This is a genomic window from Sphingomonas sp. P2_B6, assembly GCF_056404755.1.
Window position 1 is genome coordinate 1 of the sequence record NZ_JBFUDK010000014.1, and the last position, 15,817, is coordinate 15,817.

At 62.8% G+C, this 15,817-nt stretch carries 14 protein-coding genes; 9 read left to right on the forward strand and 5 right to left on the reverse strand.

Going from position 1 to position 15,817, the window contains the following annotated elements:
* Positions 1–255: 255 nt before the first annotated feature.
* The 4 genes from AC1DX5_RS17990 to tpiA all read right to left on the reverse strand — a co-directional run bounded on the left by AC1DX5_RS17990 (position 256) and on the right by tpiA (position 6,778).
* Positions 256–597: a hypothetical protein gene (locus AC1DX5_RS17990; protein ID WP_478016587.1), complete on the reverse strand. Its 342-nt coding sequence runs from the start codon at positions 595–597 to the stop codon at positions 256–258.
* An 11-nt stretch (positions 598–608) separates the two neighbouring features.
* Positions 609–4,838, reverse strand: a complete 4,230-nt coding sequence (locus AC1DX5_RS17995) for an RHS repeat domain-containing protein (RefSeq protein ID WP_478016588.1) — start codon at positions 4,836–4,838, stop codon at positions 609–611.
* 217 nt (positions 4,839–5,055) lie between these two features.
* Positions 5,056–5,289 carry a hypothetical protein gene (locus tag AC1DX5_RS18000; RefSeq protein ID WP_478016589.1) on the reverse strand — a complete coding sequence of 78 codons (234 nt, stop codon included), beginning with the start codon at positions 5,287–5,289 and terminating at the stop codon, positions 5,056–5,058.
* Between the two features lie 739 nt (positions 5,290–6,028).
* Positions 6,029–6,778: a triose-phosphate isomerase gene (tpiA, locus tag AC1DX5_RS18005; RefSeq protein ID WP_478016590.1), complete on the reverse strand. Its 750-nt coding sequence runs from the start codon at positions 6,776–6,778 to the stop codon at positions 6,029–6,031.
* 137 nt (positions 6,779–6,915) lie between these two features.
* Here tpiA and AC1DX5_RS18010 point away from each other — a divergent pair, with 137 nt between their 5' ends.
* On the forward strand, positions 6,916–8,859 hold the full coding sequence (locus AC1DX5_RS18010; protein ID WP_465172861.1) for a peptidylprolyl isomerase: 1,944 nt from the start codon (positions 6,916–6,918) through the stop codon (positions 8,857–8,859).
* A gap of 16 nt (positions 8,860–8,875) precedes the next feature.
* Positions 8,876–10,375: an anthranilate synthase component I gene (gene trpE, locus AC1DX5_RS18015; protein WP_478016591.1), complete on the forward strand. Its 1,500-nt coding sequence runs from the start codon at positions 8,876–8,878 to the stop codon at positions 10,373–10,375.
* Between the two features lie 161 nt (positions 10,376–10,536).
* On the opposite strand, the gene AC1DX5_RS18020 is transcribed toward trpE, so the two are convergent.
* On the reverse strand, positions 10,537–10,944 hold the full coding sequence (locus tag AC1DX5_RS18020; RefSeq protein WP_465172859.1) for a hypothetical protein: 408 nt from the start codon (positions 10,942–10,944) through the stop codon (positions 10,537–10,539).
* A gap of 135 nt (positions 10,945–11,079) precedes the next feature.
* On the opposite strand from AC1DX5_RS18020, the gene AC1DX5_RS18025 reads away from it, so the two are divergent.
* The 7 genes from AC1DX5_RS18025 (at position 11,080) to AC1DX5_RS18055 (ending at position 15,803) form a co-directional block, all read left to right on the forward strand.
* Positions 11,080–11,664, forward strand: a complete 585-nt coding sequence (locus AC1DX5_RS18025) for an anthranilate synthase component II (RefSeq protein ID WP_465172858.1) — start codon at positions 11,080–11,082, stop codon at positions 11,662–11,664.
* 136 nt (positions 11,665–11,800) lie between these two features.
* Positions 11,801–12,787, forward strand: a complete 987-nt coding sequence (gene trpD, locus AC1DX5_RS18030; protein WP_478016592.1) for an anthranilate phosphoribosyltransferase — start codon at positions 11,801–11,803, stop codon at positions 12,785–12,787.
* Positions 12,784–13,569, forward strand: a complete 786-nt coding sequence (trpC, locus tag AC1DX5_RS18035; RefSeq protein WP_478016593.1) for an indole-3-glycerol phosphate synthase TrpC — start codon at positions 12,784–12,786, stop codon at positions 13,567–13,569. The genes trpD and trpC overlap by 4 nt, the downstream gene beginning before the upstream one ends.
* Positions 13,570–13,909: 340 nt before the next feature.
* Positions 13,910–14,377, forward strand: a complete 468-nt coding sequence (gene moaC, locus AC1DX5_RS18040) for a cyclic pyranopterin monophosphate synthase MoaC (RefSeq protein WP_478016594.1) — start codon at positions 13,910–13,912, stop codon at positions 14,375–14,377.
* Positions 14,377–14,928: a hypothetical protein gene (locus tag AC1DX5_RS18045; protein WP_478016595.1), complete on the forward strand. Its 552-nt coding sequence runs from the start codon at positions 14,377–14,379 to the stop codon at positions 14,926–14,928. The genes moaC and AC1DX5_RS18045 overlap by 1 nt, the downstream gene beginning before the upstream one ends.
* 58 nt (positions 14,929–14,986) lie before the next feature.
* The gene (locus AC1DX5_RS18050; protein WP_478016596.1) at positions 14,987–15,343 is read left to right on the forward strand and encodes an ArsR/SmtB family transcription factor; all 357 of its coding nucleotides are present in this window, start codon (positions 14,987–14,989) and stop codon (positions 15,341–15,343) included.
* Positions 15,327–15,803: an SRPBCC family protein gene (locus AC1DX5_RS18055; protein WP_478016597.1), complete on the forward strand. Its 477-nt coding sequence runs from the start codon at positions 15,327–15,329 to the stop codon at positions 15,801–15,803. The genes AC1DX5_RS18050 and AC1DX5_RS18055 overlap by 17 nt, the downstream gene beginning before the upstream one ends.
* Positions 15,804–15,817 lie beyond the last annotated feature (14 nt).

The window sequence follows — 15,817 nt, forward strand, 5'->3', positions numbered from 1 at the left end:
ACCCAGGCCCAGACCTCGACCCCGGCCGCCGCGCAATGCTCGGCGAGGAGATCGCGATAAAGCGCATAGTCCGCGTCGCTGAAGAAGGTCTGCGCGCGGCCATTGCCGCGCTGCGTCACATGATGGGGATGACCCGGAAAAACCGCGCGTGCCAGGCGTGCCATCCAGCCATGCTATCGCCGGCGAACTGTAAACGCAATTAATGCACTGTCACCGTTATTCCCATAAATTAATCATGTGATACTCAGGTGATACTCAGGAATTTATCGAAAAGACCATTACGCCCAGCAGACAATCCTGCTCATCAAGCCAAACTCCAATATATCCTCGGTCCGTTTCTATAAGTCCGGCCCGAACGGGAACATCATGTTCAGCTAACGATGCTATAGACTCATCTAGTCCTACCACCGAGCCATCCTTGTAGTATCCGGACCTTTTCCTAAAGGCATGAAGATCGGCAATCGTCTTTGACGATTGGAGAAGCATGCTTGGCGTAGCTTCACGCTCCACGTTTGCGGAACCTAGAATATCGAGCGCTACGCCGATAACCGACGCAAAGCGAGCGTCTCCTGCGTAACGCTTAAGGATTTGAAGCATTTGGCTCTCCATCACGGCACTAGAATTACCCCGGCCCCTGTCACAGGTCCACGGATAAGAAACTCAGATTCGCCCAAACCTACTGCATTGCCCGGAGAAGGTATAAGCGCGCTTCTAGGAAAAGCGTTCGATAAGATAACGCCCGCCCCACTCTCTCGAGTAGCGAATCCCTCTGCAACGGCGTACTCGGATGTCCAAGACGTAAGCCCGCTTGCCGTGTTTCCCAGAAAGACGTGTTCGCTAGCGCTAGCAGTTCCGCTTATCGGATTAGCAATACCATTAAGTGCATTGCTGTAACCAGGATGCAATGCGTCCACCCCACGATATAGAGTGACCACTTCCTCACCATCTTCTGCGGCGGCCGCACCCCCTTCGCTCAGAAGCGCGATTCCTCGCGCAGCCATTGCCGCTTCACCCACGCCAAGTGCAAGCATACCGATTTCTATAGTTCTATAGGTTGTCAATCCGCCACTAAGCTGTAGCGGACTTACGCTGACCCATTTGGCACCCTGCCAGTATCCACCATAGTGCAAAATAGAGGCTCGCACTTGGGCGACCGAAGCGGTCGCAGCGTCTATGCAAGGTGGACAAGGATGCGGGGCCTGGCTACCCCCGGTGCCGGTACCAGTACTGCCACTTGATGCTCCACCGCTTCCTCCCTTGCCGTCACCCTTTCCGCCTGAACTTCCTCCACTTCCAGTACTGCCGTTGCCCCAAAGATAGCTGGGGCAAAGCCTTAGTATGGAGCCCGTGCATCCGCCCCAAGCCTTTAGTCCGCTGGGGTCTCGCAAATTTACGGGGTCCCCTCCAACATAGTTGTACATGCTCATCCCACCACCGTAACCTATGGGATCAGCTTGCATGAATCGGCCAAGTCGCGCGGAATAGATGCGCGCCTTATAATAATATAGGCCAAGTTCAGGAAGATATGCTTGACCTGTATATTGGAAGCGCCCGATATTACCGCTCGCCGGCACACCATATTCGTCATAGCTATTGATTGCTACGGCGGCGCCCGAACTGTTTGTCACCGCGATGACCGACCCATGCTCGTCCGCGTGCAGCCAGCGACGGTCGGTGGTGCCCGAACCTTCGTACCAGACCAGGGGTTCATCCGAGCCAGGGCCGTAAACATAGCGCTTGGTCACGACGCCTGACGGATTTGCGATCTCGGCCGCAATATGCGAGCCATCATAAAGGAAACGCGTGGAGACGCTCGTGTCATACTCTACAAGCCTACCGAAAACATCGTAATATAGTGTCGTGCCGCCAGAGCTACTCACCAGCAGATTTTCTGAACTATACGTGTAGCTATTAGTTCCGGTGCTGGTGAGATTGCCTTGAGCATCATACCCGACGACACCAATACCCGCCGCTGTCGCCACCGTAGAAACTTGGTTCAGGCCATTAATCCCATAGGCATTGCCGCCACTAACGGATGCCGTCCAAGCAAAGCTGTCGTTTGACCGCGTCGTACTAAGGATTTGACCGCCGGGATTATACCCAAACCCCAAGCTTAGATCATAAGTCGTGCTCGCGAGATTTTGATCCAGCGACGAAAGGCGTGAGATGCTATCGAAACCATAGCTCGTCACCGTGCCGTTGCCGCGGCTGATCGCAGTGCGACGACCAAGGTCGTCATAGTTATAGGTCGCAAGAATCCCGACACCTGAGACAGCGCCATTTTCACGGACTGCCGTCACCTCCCCCGTCACGAGATGATCGTAATTCACATAAAAGCCATCGTTCCAAACCTGTGCTGTACGGTTACCAGCCAGATCGTACTGGTAGCTCATCGAACCAAATGGCTGCCCTTCGCTGGTGATTCGGCCAAGCGCATCATATGTAATAGTGTGGGTAATACCGGGTCTGTAAACCATGGTCGGACGTCCGAGCAGATCGTATTGATATGTCACGTCGGCGCCGGACTCTGGAAGATCCTTAAATATAATGCGGTTGAGATTGTCATAGGCAAAGTCGATGTGTTTACCCGCATCGCCCGCGTATCCTCGCAACCGCCTGCTAATGACGTTACTGCTCACATCATAAACAAGCTGCTCGTAATCGATGGTCGAACTTGCACCTGCGCCTGCCACAATGTCGGGGTAGCGAGTCTTCACAAGCCGATCGAGACCGTCATATTCGTACGTAGTCTTGTTGCCTTGGCCATCCGTAACAGTCGCAACTTTACCGTTGTTCGAATAGGTCGTGCTCACCTCGTTGGCTTCATCAGATGTCCCGAACGCCGTCTGAATCACGGTAGTTCGGTTATCGTTATCGTACGTCGTTTTCGTTATCCGATCAGGGCCCGCACCGCCGCTCGCTCCAAGTGTACAGGCTGACGAAGGTAACGATCCCCACATTGCACTATTCATGCGCAGCGCCGTGCATTCTGGCCGACCGCCGGCATCATAACTGTATTGCGTCACTCGATACGTATTTCCGCTTGCGGTGACTACTTCTTTCACCTTACGATCCGCGGAGTCGAACGTTGTCGTGACTTGCTGGGCAGAAACAAACGCAGTCCAGTCACTATCGCTTGTGCCATTTACCGTACCGATCTCAGTGACAAATGGTACGCCTCGCAAGTTATAGGTGACGCGTTGGGCGCGCCGCTTAAGTGGGCCGCCGCCGTCTGGGTCTGGGGAAATCTTACCTAGAGTCTGGCGCGCAGCGTCGTAACGATACGTAACCGTGTCAGCCGTACCCGCCAGCGGGCCGTCGACGACGATACGGTTTCCTGCTTCGTCATAGCCATAGGTGACGGTTGCACTAACTACACCCGTTCCGTCACCTTTGCTCGCCGACGCGAGAAGAAGGTTATTGCCGACCCCACTCGTCTGCGGACCATAATTAAAATTTGTTCTTACCTCATCTAAAGTTCCCGCACAGCTTGAATTTGTTTGGCAGGTAAAGGTGCTGGTAAGGCGGCGGACTGGATAGCTTGAAGCAACTATACTACCTCCAGGAATTCCGGAAACATTGTAATAAGCGAACAGCGACGAATAGCCGTTGGTCATCTTTGCACGTGCTCCGCCCGCAGTCGCGGGTGGCATCGTAATTGCCAGCAAATCACCAAAGGTAGGATCGTATAAATAATCTGTCACGTTTCCTTTAGCATCGGTCGTGTTGTTAGGTTTGTTGCACTTTACCGGATTCGAGCAGGTCGCATCGAAGCTGGCTAGAGTGGTTATGGTTGCCACGCTGGAGCCTGGTTTGGCCACAACGTCGGTTTCTATCACATTATCTCTTTCCAGAGATTGGTAGGTGGTCTGAACATAATTACCCTCGGGCAAAGTGATACGAGTCTGCCGGCCCTTCGAGTCATACTGAAAACTGGTCGTAAGACCAAGCGCATCAGTAACCGAGGTCATGCGCTGCGAGGCAATGTCAAAGGTGTAGATGGTAGAGTGAGAAAGTGGATCGGTGACTGTAACGGTTCGGACTCCACCTGCGTCAGAAGTGGCATAGGTCTGTATTCCGGCCGCCGTCACGATGTTGGTAACGCGCCCGCCAGTGTAGTTTATCGTTACATCCTCACTGCTGCTGCCGGGTCGCTTGATGCCAAGAAGTGCCGAGGCGTAACTTCGATAGATAGTTTGCCGCGAGAGTGGATCGGTAACTGTGTCATAGGTTAAGCCACCGCTATATGTGCGCGAGACGTTCATCATTCGGAAGTTGGGGGAAGCGACCGCCATGTTGCCCATGCCGCCGCCCGCAAGTCTCTTCCACTCGTCTACGTTCGATGGGTACTCACTAGGCGTTATGAGGTCTACACCATGCGACAGCTCAAAACGATAGCCGTAGTTGCTCGTAATCGCAGCTAATCGATAGGCAGTTGCATAGGTTAGGCAGATGGGATCGCCCTCGGTTTCTTTTGCGCTCGTACAATATTGAGTGCTCTCGTACTCATAACCGAGTCTATCACCGGATGGCTTAAGCACAGCGGACACGAGCGCTGAGTAGCCAGTTCCCGCGATGACAGCAGTAGAGAAAGTGACAATTGTCCCATCCGCGGCAGTATAATTGTAAGTATTAGTGCCATTGTAAACCAGGGTTGCCCCGCCGCCCTCAGTTCCGACATAGGAAGAACCTGACAGCATAAACTGATCGGAATAAGGACCAAAACTAACAGTATAGGAGCTTCCGCTGATCGACAGCGATCCAGTGAGTGAATCACGCCATTGATTTCCGATCCAAATTAACCTGTACGACAGGCCCTGCTCGCCACCGATGGACACTCCGGGCGTTTGCACGTTTATTGTTCCGAGGAACAGATCGACACCATTCGCATCGACCGACTGCCGTACGGGTGGTACGACTTGCGCCTGCACCGACACCGAGGCGACACCAAATAGTACAAACAGCAAAATAAGGCCGCGCATGAGCCTGTGGCTAGACATAATCCGCGCTCCTGAAGAACAGTCGACGAGTGGAATCTTGACTTTTCGGGATGATTTAAGGCGCACCAGTGATGTTAAGCATCTTGCGATTGTCCGCGTCGTCGAACGTGTAGTTCGCGACCAGATTGTTGTTCACCGTGCCGGAATGCCTGACCTGGATAAGCCGGCCCTTGGCATCATAGGTGTAATTGATCGTCTCCGAGCCGCCCGACAGGCCGGTCGCGCTGGCAATCCCCGCCACGGCGATCGCGCCCGCGACGACCAGCAACCCTGATCTAATCCGAACCATGGATACTCCCCCGTTGAGCCGGCTTCGCCCGGCAGAACAAAAAAAGAACAAATCAAATCCAACATTGCAAGCAGGCATTTTCGGACAGCCGATCCCGCCTGCGAAACCGTCTGGAATCGCACGATATGTCGCGTGTGCTCTGACGCTGGCTTGGTCGCTTGTGCGACTCGCTGTTCCTTGGCGCCAAGTAGAATTGGGCAACGGTGTCGCTGCAACCCAAATCTTTGAAGAATTGGCTTAAATGCACCAAATCGGATATAGTTGTCGTTTGCCCCGGGGGATTTGCGCCGAGGTGGGACCCACAAGACGGCAGTAAGGGCCTCGGCACGGCGTGTAGATCGATTTCCCTGCCCAGCTAATTCGGTCTCTCCACGCGCATCAATTCAACCAGCTTCCGAGCCGGCATAGACTGCTTGCGCCGATGGCATCCCCACGGCGATCGACGAGGCGCGCCATGACACTAAAGATTTTCCGCCCAATTTATTCGCAAATAGAGCCCCAAGAATATCCGATAGGGGTCGCGAAATTCGGGAAGAACGCGTCAAATTCACATCCCGCACTTTTTCACCGCGCGTTTCTTGCCGCACCTGCATCAATAGTATCGACTACTCAACACCCGCCGCGCACCGCCAGTACCACCCGATTCCGCCCCGCTCGCAAGTGGGTCGCGAAATTCCGCGAATACTGTCCGGTCCGCCCCCGCCTCCAACACCAATACTTGGCGCGACACGGCGCGCTCTCACCCCAGCGCAGCGCCCGCCTCGATGATCGGCACGAACTTCGCCGCGGTCAGGCTCGCCCCGCCGACCAGCGCGCCATCGACATCGCCCGCGCCGAGCAGCTCGGCCGCGTTGTCGCCCGTCACCGATCCGCCGTACAGGATGCGCAGCTTGTCCGCCTCGGCGCCGATCAGGTCGCGCAGCCGCGCGCGGATCGCGCCGTGCATCGCGGCCACGTCGTCGACGGTCGGCGTGCGCCCGGTGCCGATCGCCCAGACCGGCTCATAGGCGATCGACAGCCAGTCGGCCGCCGCGCCCTCGGGCAGCGACGCCGCGAGCTGCCCGGTCACCACTTCTTCCGCCCGGCCCGCATCGCGCTCGGCCAGCGTCTCGCCGACGCACAGGATCGCGCTCAGCCCGCCGCGGCGCAGCGCTTCGGCCTTGGCCTTCACCTGCGCGTCGGTCTCGTGGCAATCCGCCCGGCGCTCGCTATGCCCGACGATCGAGAAGACGGCCCCCGCCTCCTTCACCAGCGCGACCGAGATGCAGCCGGTATGCGCGCCCTTGTCGACCGGGTGCACGTCCTGCGCGCCGATCGCGAGACCAGGCACGCGCGCCGCAGCGCCGGCGATCAGGGTTGCCGGCACCGCGATCGCGACATCGACGCCGGGCGCCGCCACCGCCGCCGCGGCGATGCCGTCCAGCTCGGCCAGGGCAGCCAGGCTGCCGTTCATCTTCCAGTTCCCTGCAATCAGCCTGCGTCGTGCCAAAGCCGCGTCTCCCCGTTTGATGCGTCAGCCGATAGCGCCCCCTTTCCGGATCGCACAAGCTTGAAGGAGCGTGCCGGTCCCCGTAAAGCGTCGCAGTTCGTTACCTTTCAGCCCCAATAGATCGGCTCTTCTCGACCATGCTCAGTCTCATCCGCCGCGCCGTCAATTCGAAGGTGGGGGTCTTCATCACCCTCGGCGTGCTCGCGCTGATCGCGCTCCTGTTCGGCATGGAAGGCACCGGCATGGGCGGCTCCGGCCGTATATCGGGCGATTCGGTCGTGAAGGTCGGCGGCACCCAGCTCAGCGAGGTGGATCTGCGCGAGCGCGTGCAGAACCAGCTCGACGGCGCCCGCCGCGAGCAGCCGACGCTCGACATGGTCCAGTTCGTCAACCAGGGCGGCGTCGAGTCGACGCTGGAAGGCACGATCAACACCTTCGCGCTGACCGAGTTCGCGCAGGACCAGGGTCTGGTCGCGTCGAAGCGGCTGGTCGACGGCCGCATCGCCAGCCTGCCCGCGGTCCAGGGGCTCGACGGCAAGTTCAGCCAGAGCGCCTATGAGCAGTTCCTCGGCCGCGCCCGCCTGACCGACCGGCAGCTCCGCGCCGAGATCCTCAACGACACGCTCACCCAGCATCTGCTGGTGCCGACCTCCGGCGCGTCGCAGGTGCCGGTCAAGATGGCCCTGCCCTTCGCCTCGCTGCTGCTCGAAAAGCGCGACGGCCTGGTCGGCTTCATCCCCACCCCCGCCATGGGCAAGGGCGCGCCGCCCACCGATGCGGAACTCGCCACCTTCTACAAGCGCAACCTCGCCCGCTACACCGTGCCGGAACGCCGCGTGATCCGCTACGCGACCGTCACGCTGGACGGCATCAAGGCGATCGCGATCCCGACCGAGGCCGAGATCGCCAGGGGCTATGCGGCGCTGCAAAAGGCGAAGTTCCAGGCGACCGAGAAGCGCGACATCGTCCAGGTCGTCGTGCCGACCCAGGCGGCGGCGGCCACGCTCGTCGCCGCGGCCAAGGCCGGCTCGCTGGAGGCGGCGGCCCGCGCCGCCGGGCTCGAGCCCAACACGGTGAAGGCCGCGGAGAAGCCCGCTTACACCACTGCCAACTCGCCCGAGATCGCCAATGCCGCCTTCGCCGCCGCCAAGGGCGCGGTGCTCGGGCCGTTCCGCACGCCGCTCGGCTTCACCGTGCTGCGCGTCGACGGAATCGAGAAGGTCGAGGCCAAATCGCTCGAACAGGCCCGGCCAGAGCTGGTCACGCAGCTGAGCGCCGAAAAGGCGACCGCCATGCTGCAGCAGAAGCGCGACGCGATCGACACGGCGATCGGCAACCACGCGACCTTCGACGAGATCGTCGCCGACCAGAAACTGGCGGCCGCCAACACCGCGCCGCTCACCGCCAACGGCCTCAACCCCGACGATCTCGCCGCGAAGGCCGATCCCGCTTTCGACCAGGCGCTGCTTGCCGCCTTCGCCGCCGAGCAGGGCGACGATCCGCAGCTGGTGCCGGTCGGCCAGGACGGCAGCTTCTCGCTCGTGTCGCTGGCACGCATCGTGCCCTCGGCCGCCCGTCCGCTCGCCCAGATCCGCGAGAAGGTCGCCAGCGACTTCGTCATCGATCGCGCCCAGCGCGCCGCGCGCCAGGCGGCGGTCGACGTCACCGCGCGCGTCAACAAGGGCATGACGCTCGCCCAGTCCATGGCCGAGACCAAATTGGCCATTCCCGGCCCGCAAACCGTCCCCGCGATCGCGCGCGGCCAGATCGAGAATACGCGCGAGCCGGTGCCGCCGGCGATCACGCTGATGTTCAGCATGGCGGAGAAAAAGGCGCGCATGATCGAGGCGCCGAACAAGGCCGGCTGGCTCATCGTCTATCTGAACCATATCGAGCACGGCAACGCCGCCGGCCAGAAGCCGGTGATCGACCGCGCCCGCGCGCAGATCGGCCAGGTGATCGGCCGCGAATATCTGCAGCAGTTCACGGAGGCGGTGCGCCGCTCGGTCGGCGTGAAGAAGAATGAAAAGGCGATCGGCGTGGTCCGCGCAGCGCTCACCGGCCAGGGCGGCTCCAATTAATCCTGGGGCGTCCGGAATGACCGAAGCCGCTATCGCCGCCCTCGCGGCGGGGCGGCCGGCCCTGGTGTGGCGCCGCCAGATCGCCGACACCGAGACTCCGGTCGCGGCGGCGCTCAAGCTGATCGAGCCGGGCCGCGGCGACTTCCTGCTCGAATCCGTCGAGGGCGGCGCGACACGCGGGCGGCACAGCCTGATCGGCCTCGCCCCCGATCTGCTGTTCCGTGCCGCCGGCCCCCGCGCCGAGATCAACCGCCACTGGCTGACCGACAGGGCAGCGTTCGAGCCGTGCGACGCGCCGACGCTGGAGGCCTTGCGCGCGCTCGTCGCCACCTGCCGCATGGACGTGCCGGCGGAGCTGCCCCCGGCGCTTGCCTGTCTTGTCGGCTATTTCGGCTATGAGACGGTCGGGCTGGTCGAAAAGCTCGATCGCCCGGCGAACGATCCGCTCGGCCTGCCCGACATGATGTTCGTCCGCCCGACGGTCGTGCTGATCTTCGACCGGCTGGCCGACGCGCTGTTCCTCGTCGCCCCGGTCTGGCCCGATACGGCGCGCGAGCCGGGCGCGATCGTCGTCGAGGCCCAGGACCGCATCGACGCCGTCGCCGCCCGCCTCGCCACCGCTGCGCTGCCGGCGCCGGTGCGCGCGGTCGATACGGCCGAGATCGCGCTCACGCCCGTCCTGGCCGAGGGCCGCTATGGCGAGATGGTCGCGCGCGCCAAGGACTATATCGTCGCCGGCGACATCTTCCAGGTCGTGCTCGCCCAGCGCTTCACCGCGCCCTTCGCGCTGCCCGCGTTCGAGCTCTACCGCGCGCTGCGCCGGATCAATCCGTCGCCCTTCCTCTATCATCTCGACCTGCCCGGCTTCGCGCTGACCGGCTCGAGTCCCGAGATCCTGGTGCGCGTGCGCGACGGCGAAGTCACCATCCGCCCGATCGCCGGCACCCGCCCGCGTGGACGTACGGCAGTCGAGGACGAGGCCAACCGCCAGAGCCTGCTCGCCGACCCCAAGGAGCGCGCGGAACATCTGATGCTGCTCGATCTCGGCCGCAACGATGTCGGCCGCGTGGCGGAAGCGGGTTCGGTCAAGGTGACGGCAAGCTACACCACCGAGCTGTACAGCCATGTCATGCACATCGTGTCGAACGTTGTCGGCCGGCTCGACAAGAGCCACGACGCGCTCGATGCACTGTTCGCCGGCTTCCCCGCGGGCACGGTCAGCGGCGCGCCCAAGGTGCGCGCCTGCGGCGTGATCGCCGAACTCGAGCAGGAAGTGCGCGGCGCCTATGCCGGTGGCGTCGGCTATTTCTCGCCCGACGGATCGATGGACAGCTGCATCGTGCTGCGCACCGCGGTGGTCAAGGACGGCGTCATGCACGTCCAGGCCGGCGCCGGCATCGTCGCCGACAGCGACCCGGCCTATGAACAAAGGGAGTGCGAGGCCAAGGCCGGCGCGCTACTCGCGGCGGCACGCGAAGCGGTCGCGCAGGCATCGTCAGTGGGGTTCGGCCAATAACTCTTTTCATCCCTCCCCTTCAGGGGAGGGGCAAGGGGTGGGGCAGCCTTGATCGGGGCTCGACGCCCGATCAAGGCTTCGGGCTTGGCGGGGCGAGTTTTTCGGAGCGCGCAGACACGCGCACCTACCCCTTAACCCCTCCCTTTCGGCGAGGGGGAGGTTCAGGGAATTACGCTCTCCTGGCGCTTCTTCTCCGCGCGCTCGGCGGCGAATTGCTGATTCATCTTCAGCGCGCAGCCGGTCTGGCCACCCGATCCGACCGGGGAGCAGGTGTCGGGCAGACCGCCCGCCTCGCGCCCGACCTCGTCGAGCGTCGCCGCGCGGTTGACCCAGCTGTTGGTCGCGGCGCTCTTCTTGGTCTCGCGCAGCGCCTTGGGAATCCGGTACGGTTCCTCCAGCGTGCTGCACACCACGACTTCGCCATCGACCGGCTTGGGGCAGGATTCGGCGCCGGTCAGCGTCACGTTGCGGATGCGCTCGGGCGGCTTGCCGGATTCGGCCTGCTGGTCCTGCGCATGCGCAACGCCCGAGAGCGACAGCAGAGCGGCGACGGCAATCATACGAAACATAAACGCGACCTCCTGGGCGGGCATCACTTCCACGCCTCGCTATTGCTCCGCCCTGAATGAAGCGGGAGCCGGCCCAAACCATGTCGGTATCGTGGCGTGGTTGCGCAAGCGCGCGCATCCTATATGGCGACGCGCATGATCCTCGTCATCGACAATTACGACAGCTTCACCTGGAACCTGGTCCATTATCTGATGGAGCTTGGCGCCGAAGTGAAAGTCGTGCGCAACGATTCCCTCACCGCCCGCGAGGCGATCGAGAGCAACGCGCAGGGCTTCCTGATCTCGCCCGGGCCCTGCACGCCGAACGAGGCGGGCATCAGCCTGGAACTCGTCGCGGCCTGCGCACAGGCCGAAAAGCCGTTGCTCGGCGTCTGCCTCGGCCATCAGGCGATCGGCCAGCATTTCGGCGGCCAGGTCGTGCGCGGCGGATTGATGCACGGCAAGACCTCGCCGGTGGTGCATGACGGCACTGGCCTGTTCGAAGGCCTGCCCTCGCCCTTCACCGCGACGCGCTATCACTCGCTGATCGTCGAGGACATTCCCGCCGACCTGATCGTCAACGCGACCGCCGACGACGGATCGGTGATGGGCTTCCGCCACGCGACCCTGCCGATCCACGGTGTGCAGTTCCACCCGGAAAGCATCGCGACCGAGCACGGCCATGCATTGCTGGCGAATTTCGTGCGGCTCGCCGGTATCGATGTGAAGGCGCTGGCGTGAAGGCTGGAGGCGCTATCGCTCGCGGCGAAACTCTCCCCTCCCGCTTGCGGGAGGGGTCGGGGGAGGGCCTGTCCAATTCAGGGCGGCTTTCGGGGACGTGCCCTCCCCTAACACCTCCCGCAAGCGGGAGGGGAATATGACCCCCCTCCCCGATCCCACCACCCCCCTCTCCCACGAAAGCGCGGCACAAGCGTTCGCCGACATTCTCGACGCGAAGGCCTCGGAAGAGGCCATCGCCGAATTCCTCATCGCGCTCAGCGACCGGGGCGAGACCAGCATCGAGATCGCCGAGGCCGCCAGGGCGCTCCGCGCGCGCATGATCCCGATCGACGCGCCGCACGGGGCGATCGACGTGTGCGGCACCGGCGGCGACGGGCATCACACGCTCAACGTCTCCACCGCCGTCTCGATCATCGTCGCGGCCTGCGGCGTGCCCGTCGCCAAGCATGGCAACCGCGCTGCCTCGAGCAAGGCCGGCGCCGCCGATACGCTGGAGGCGCTCGGCCTCGACATGGAGCGCGCCGGCCTGAACGCCGAGGCGAGCTTGCGCGATATCGGTATCGCTTTCCTGTTCGCGGCGAACCATCATCCGGTGATGAAGCGCATCACCCCGATCCGTCGCCATATCGGCCGCCGCACCATCTTCAACCTGATGGGCCCGCTCTCCAATCCGGCACGCGTCACCCGCCAGCTGATCGGCATCGCCCGCCCCGATTACGCCGCGCCCTATGCCCAGGCGCTCGAACAGCTCGGTATCGAAGCTGCTCTGGTCGTCTCGGGCGAGGAAGGGCTGGACGAAGTCTCGGGCGCCGGTCCGACCGTCACGGTCAGCATCGGCAGCCTCTCGATGCCGGCCCGCATCGCCCCCGAGGACGCCGGCCTGCCCCGCCATGCCATCGCGGCGATCCGCGGCGGCGATCCCGAATACAACGCCGCGGCGCTGCGCCGCCTGCTCGCCGGCGAGCAGGGCGGATATCGCGACGCCGTCCTCCTCAACGCGGCCGCCGCGCTGATGGTCGCGGACAAGGCCGCCGACCTGACCGAAGGGGCCAGCCTGGCCGCTGAAGCGATCGATTCCGGCGCGGCCCGGACTCTGCTCGATCGCTGGATCGCTTACCCATGACTGACATCCTCGAACGCATTCTCGAAACCAAGCGCGCCGAAGTCGCCGCGCGCAAGGCGACCATGCCGCTGTCGGAAATCGACGCGTGCATCGAGCGCCAGACCAAGCCGCGCGGCTTCCGCGCCGCGCTCGACGCCAGGGCGAAGACCGGCCACGCCCTGATCGCCGAGATCAAGAAGGCCAGCCCCTCGAAAGGCCTGATCCGCGCCGATTTCGATCCTCCCGCCCATGCCCGTGCCTATGAGGCCGGTGGCGCGGTCTGCCTGTCGGTGCTGACCGACGAACCCTGGTTCCAGGGCGCGGATTCCTATCTTACCACCGCGCGCGATGCGTGCAGCCTGCCGGTGCTGCGCAAGGACTTCATGGTCGATCCCTGGCAGGTCCCCGAATCCCGCGCGATCGGCGCGGATGCGATCCTGCTGATCATGGCCGCGCTTGACGACAGCCTGCTCGCCGAGATCGAGGCGAGCGCGCTCGAATGCGGCATGGACGTGCTGATCGAGGTGCACGACGCGAAAGAGCTCGAACGCGCGCTGAAGCTCAAGTCGCGGCTGATCGGGGTCAACAACCGCAACCTGCGCGATTTCACCGTCGATTTCGACAACACCTATCGCCTGGTCGGCAAGGCGCCGGCCGACTCCACCTTCGTCGCCGAAAGCGGCCTCACCATCCGCGCCGATCTCGACCAGATGGCGGAACACGGCGTGCACTGCTTCCTGATCGGCGAGGCGCTGATGCGCCAGCATGACGTCGAGGCAGCGACACGGGCGCTGGTGGGGTAACCTTACCTCCGTCATGCCGGACTTGTTCCGGCATCCATGTCTCCGCAAGAGCTGCGTTCGGTGCGTGTGCGGCACGATGGACCCCGGAACAAGTCCGGGGTGACGGTCAGTTTATAGGGCGAAGTGGGTGCATCAGGGCGAAAAGACCCGATTTTCCTTCCGTTCGTTTCGAGCGTAGTCGAGAAACATGCCGAGGCGCTAGAAGGATTGGGACAGACAACCCCTTCCCCGTTCGGGCTGAGCTTGTCGAAGCCCTGTTCTTTCTTTCGCGGAAGAGAAGAACAGCCCTTCGACAAGCTCAGGGCGAACGGGGGTAGCCAATATCGGTGGAAATAGTTCGATGACCAACCTCACCCATCTCGATGAAACCGGCGCCGCCCATATGGTCGATGTCTCGGGCAAGCCCATCACCGCCCGCGAAGCCAGAGCCACCGGCCGCATCGACATGTCCCAGGAAGCCGCCAGCGCGATCCGCGACGGCACCGCGCTGAAGGGCGACGTCCTCGCTGTCGCCCGCGTCGCCGGTATCATGGCCGCCAAGCGCACCAGCGAGTTGATCCCGCTCTGCCACCCCCTGCCCCTCACCCGCGTCGCCATCGACCTCGCCGTGGACGAAACCGGCGTGACCGCCACCGCCACCGCCGCGACCGAAGGCAAGACCGGGGTGGAGATGGAAGCGCTCACCGCCGTCTCGGTCACGCTGCTGACGGTCTACGACATGGCCAAGGCGATCGACAAAGGCATGACGATCGGCGGCGTCCGCCTGCTGACCAAGACCGGCGGCAAATCGGGCGAGTGGAAAGCCTGATGCGCCCTACGCTACGCTTGCTCGCAGCGCTGTCGACGCTTCTCTTCGCCGGTGTCGCGCATGCTGTCGAGCCGGCAACCGAGCGTCAGGTATTTCGGACCATCATCGGCCGCTACGCCGATCCTGGCTCCCTTTGCGTCGTTCGCACCGCCGCCCAGTACCCGCCCGTTTCGGCCTTGCGGCCCGAAGTGCGGGCAAATCTCGCCGCTGTCCCGGAGAACTCGTGGGCGTTCGAGCCGTTCGCCTCCAGCAACAAGGCCGTGCGGGCGTCCGTCGCCGGCGATTTTCGCGCTATTTTCAGCGAAACGACGGCACCGGCGCTCGAGACGCATATCGACCAGAGCGACCTTCGGGTGAAAATGGAACTGGTCGATACCGAGGACACATGCGCCACTGCGCTAATCCTCGATTCCCCGTTCAGATCGGGTGACACGATTTTCGTCAATGCTACGCTTAAATGCGGCGGCTGCGGTCGAGCGGGCGTCTACGCCCTGCGCCGTCGCGAAGAAGTATGGGAAATCGTCGCTTTCCTGCTGGACTGGGTTTCCTGAGCTTTCGATCCAACACTAAAGCCATTGCCTAACTATCGCCGCCGCGATAGTTAGGCATATGCTTAACCAACACGATTCGCTCGATCTCGCCTTCAACGCCCTGGCTGACCGCACCCGCCGGTCGATCGTCGAGCGGCTGTCGCGCGGTGAGGCCTCGGTCAGTGAGCTGGCCCGCCCGCTCGCCATGTCGCTGCCCGCGGTCATGCAGCATATCGCCCTGCTCGAAAGCTCTGGGCTGGTCAGGTCGGAGAAGATCGGCCGGGTGCGCACCTGCAGCCTCAACACCGCCGCGCTCGGCCACGCGGAGCAGTGGATCCAGCAGCGTCGCGCCGAATGGGATCACCGTCTCGATCGGCTTGGCGACTATCTCGGCACGCTCATGAACAAAGGAGAAGACCATGGCACAAAAGGCTGAAACGCTTGAGCCCCTGCGCATCTCGCGCGTCTATCCGGTGCCGCGCTCGCTCGCCTTCGAGGCGTGGAGCACGGCCGAGCATGTGAAGCAATGGTTCGCGCCGGCGGTGTTCATGGTCCCCGAGGCGACCGTCGACATGCGGGTCGGCGGCACCTTCGATGTCTGCATGCGCGGCCCCGACGGCACGGAGCATTGGTCGCGCGGCAGCGTTGCCGAACTCGTGCCAAACGAGCGGCTGGTGCTCGACATGCGCGCCGAGGGCGGGGACGGGAAGCTGCTGTTCAACGCCTGGACCGAAGTGAATTTCTCGGACGAGGCCGGCGGCACGCGGATCGACGTCGTGCAGACCTATGTCTTTGCCGACATGACCTTGGCGCCGATGATGGTCCAGGGCGCGCCGATGGGCTGGAGCCAGACGCTCGACAAGCTGGGCGAGGAACTCGCCCGCATGGCCGGCTGAGGAATTCCTGAGCC

What these genes read in the sequence shown, in the direction of transcription:
- AC1DX5_RS17990 (WP_478016587.1), bottom strand. Translation starts at nt 597, where the DNA reads ATGCTTCAAATCCTTAAGCGTTACGCAGGAGACGCTCGCTTTGCGTCG.
- AC1DX5_RS18000 (WP_478016589.1), bottom strand. Translation starts at nt 5,289, where the DNA reads ATGGTTCGGATTAGATCAGGGTTGCTGGTCGTCGCGGGCGCGATCGCC.
- AC1DX5_RS18010 (WP_465172861.1), top strand. Translation starts at nt 6,916, where the DNA reads ATGCTCAGTCTCATCCGCCGCGCCGTCAATTCGAAGGTGGGGGTCTTC.
- trpE (WP_478016591.1), top strand. Translation starts at nt 8,876, where the DNA reads ATGACCGAAGCCGCTATCGCCGCCCTCGCGGCGGGGCGGCCGGCCCTG.
- AC1DX5_RS18020 (WP_465172859.1), bottom strand. Translation starts at nt 10,944, where the DNA reads ATGTTTCGTATGATTGCCGTCGCCGCTCTGCTGTCGCTCTCGGGCGTT.
- AC1DX5_RS18025 (WP_465172858.1), top strand. Translation starts at nt 11,080, where the DNA reads ATGATCCTCGTCATCGACAATTACGACAGCTTCACCTGGAACCTGGTC.
- trpD (WP_478016592.1), top strand. Translation starts at nt 11,801, where the DNA reads ATGACCCCCCTCCCCGATCCCACCACCCCCCTCTCCCACGAAAGCGCG.
- trpC (WP_478016593.1), top strand. Translation starts at nt 12,784, where the DNA reads ATGACTGACATCCTCGAACGCATTCTCGAAACCAAGCGCGCCGAAGTC.
- moaC (WP_478016594.1), top strand. Translation starts at nt 13,910, where the DNA reads ATGACCAACCTCACCCATCTCGATGAAACCGGCGCCGCCCATATGGTC.
- AC1DX5_RS18045 (WP_478016595.1), top strand. Translation starts at nt 14,377, where the DNA reads ATGCGCCCTACGCTACGCTTGCTCGCAGCGCTGTCGACGCTTCTCTTC.
- AC1DX5_RS18050 (WP_478016596.1), top strand. Translation starts at nt 14,987, where the DNA reads ATGCTTAACCAACACGATTCGCTCGATCTCGCCTTCAACGCCCTGGCT.
- AC1DX5_RS18055 (WP_478016597.1), top strand. Translation starts at nt 15,327, where the DNA reads ATGGCACAAAAGGCTGAAACGCTTGAGCCCCTGCGCATCTCGCGCGTC.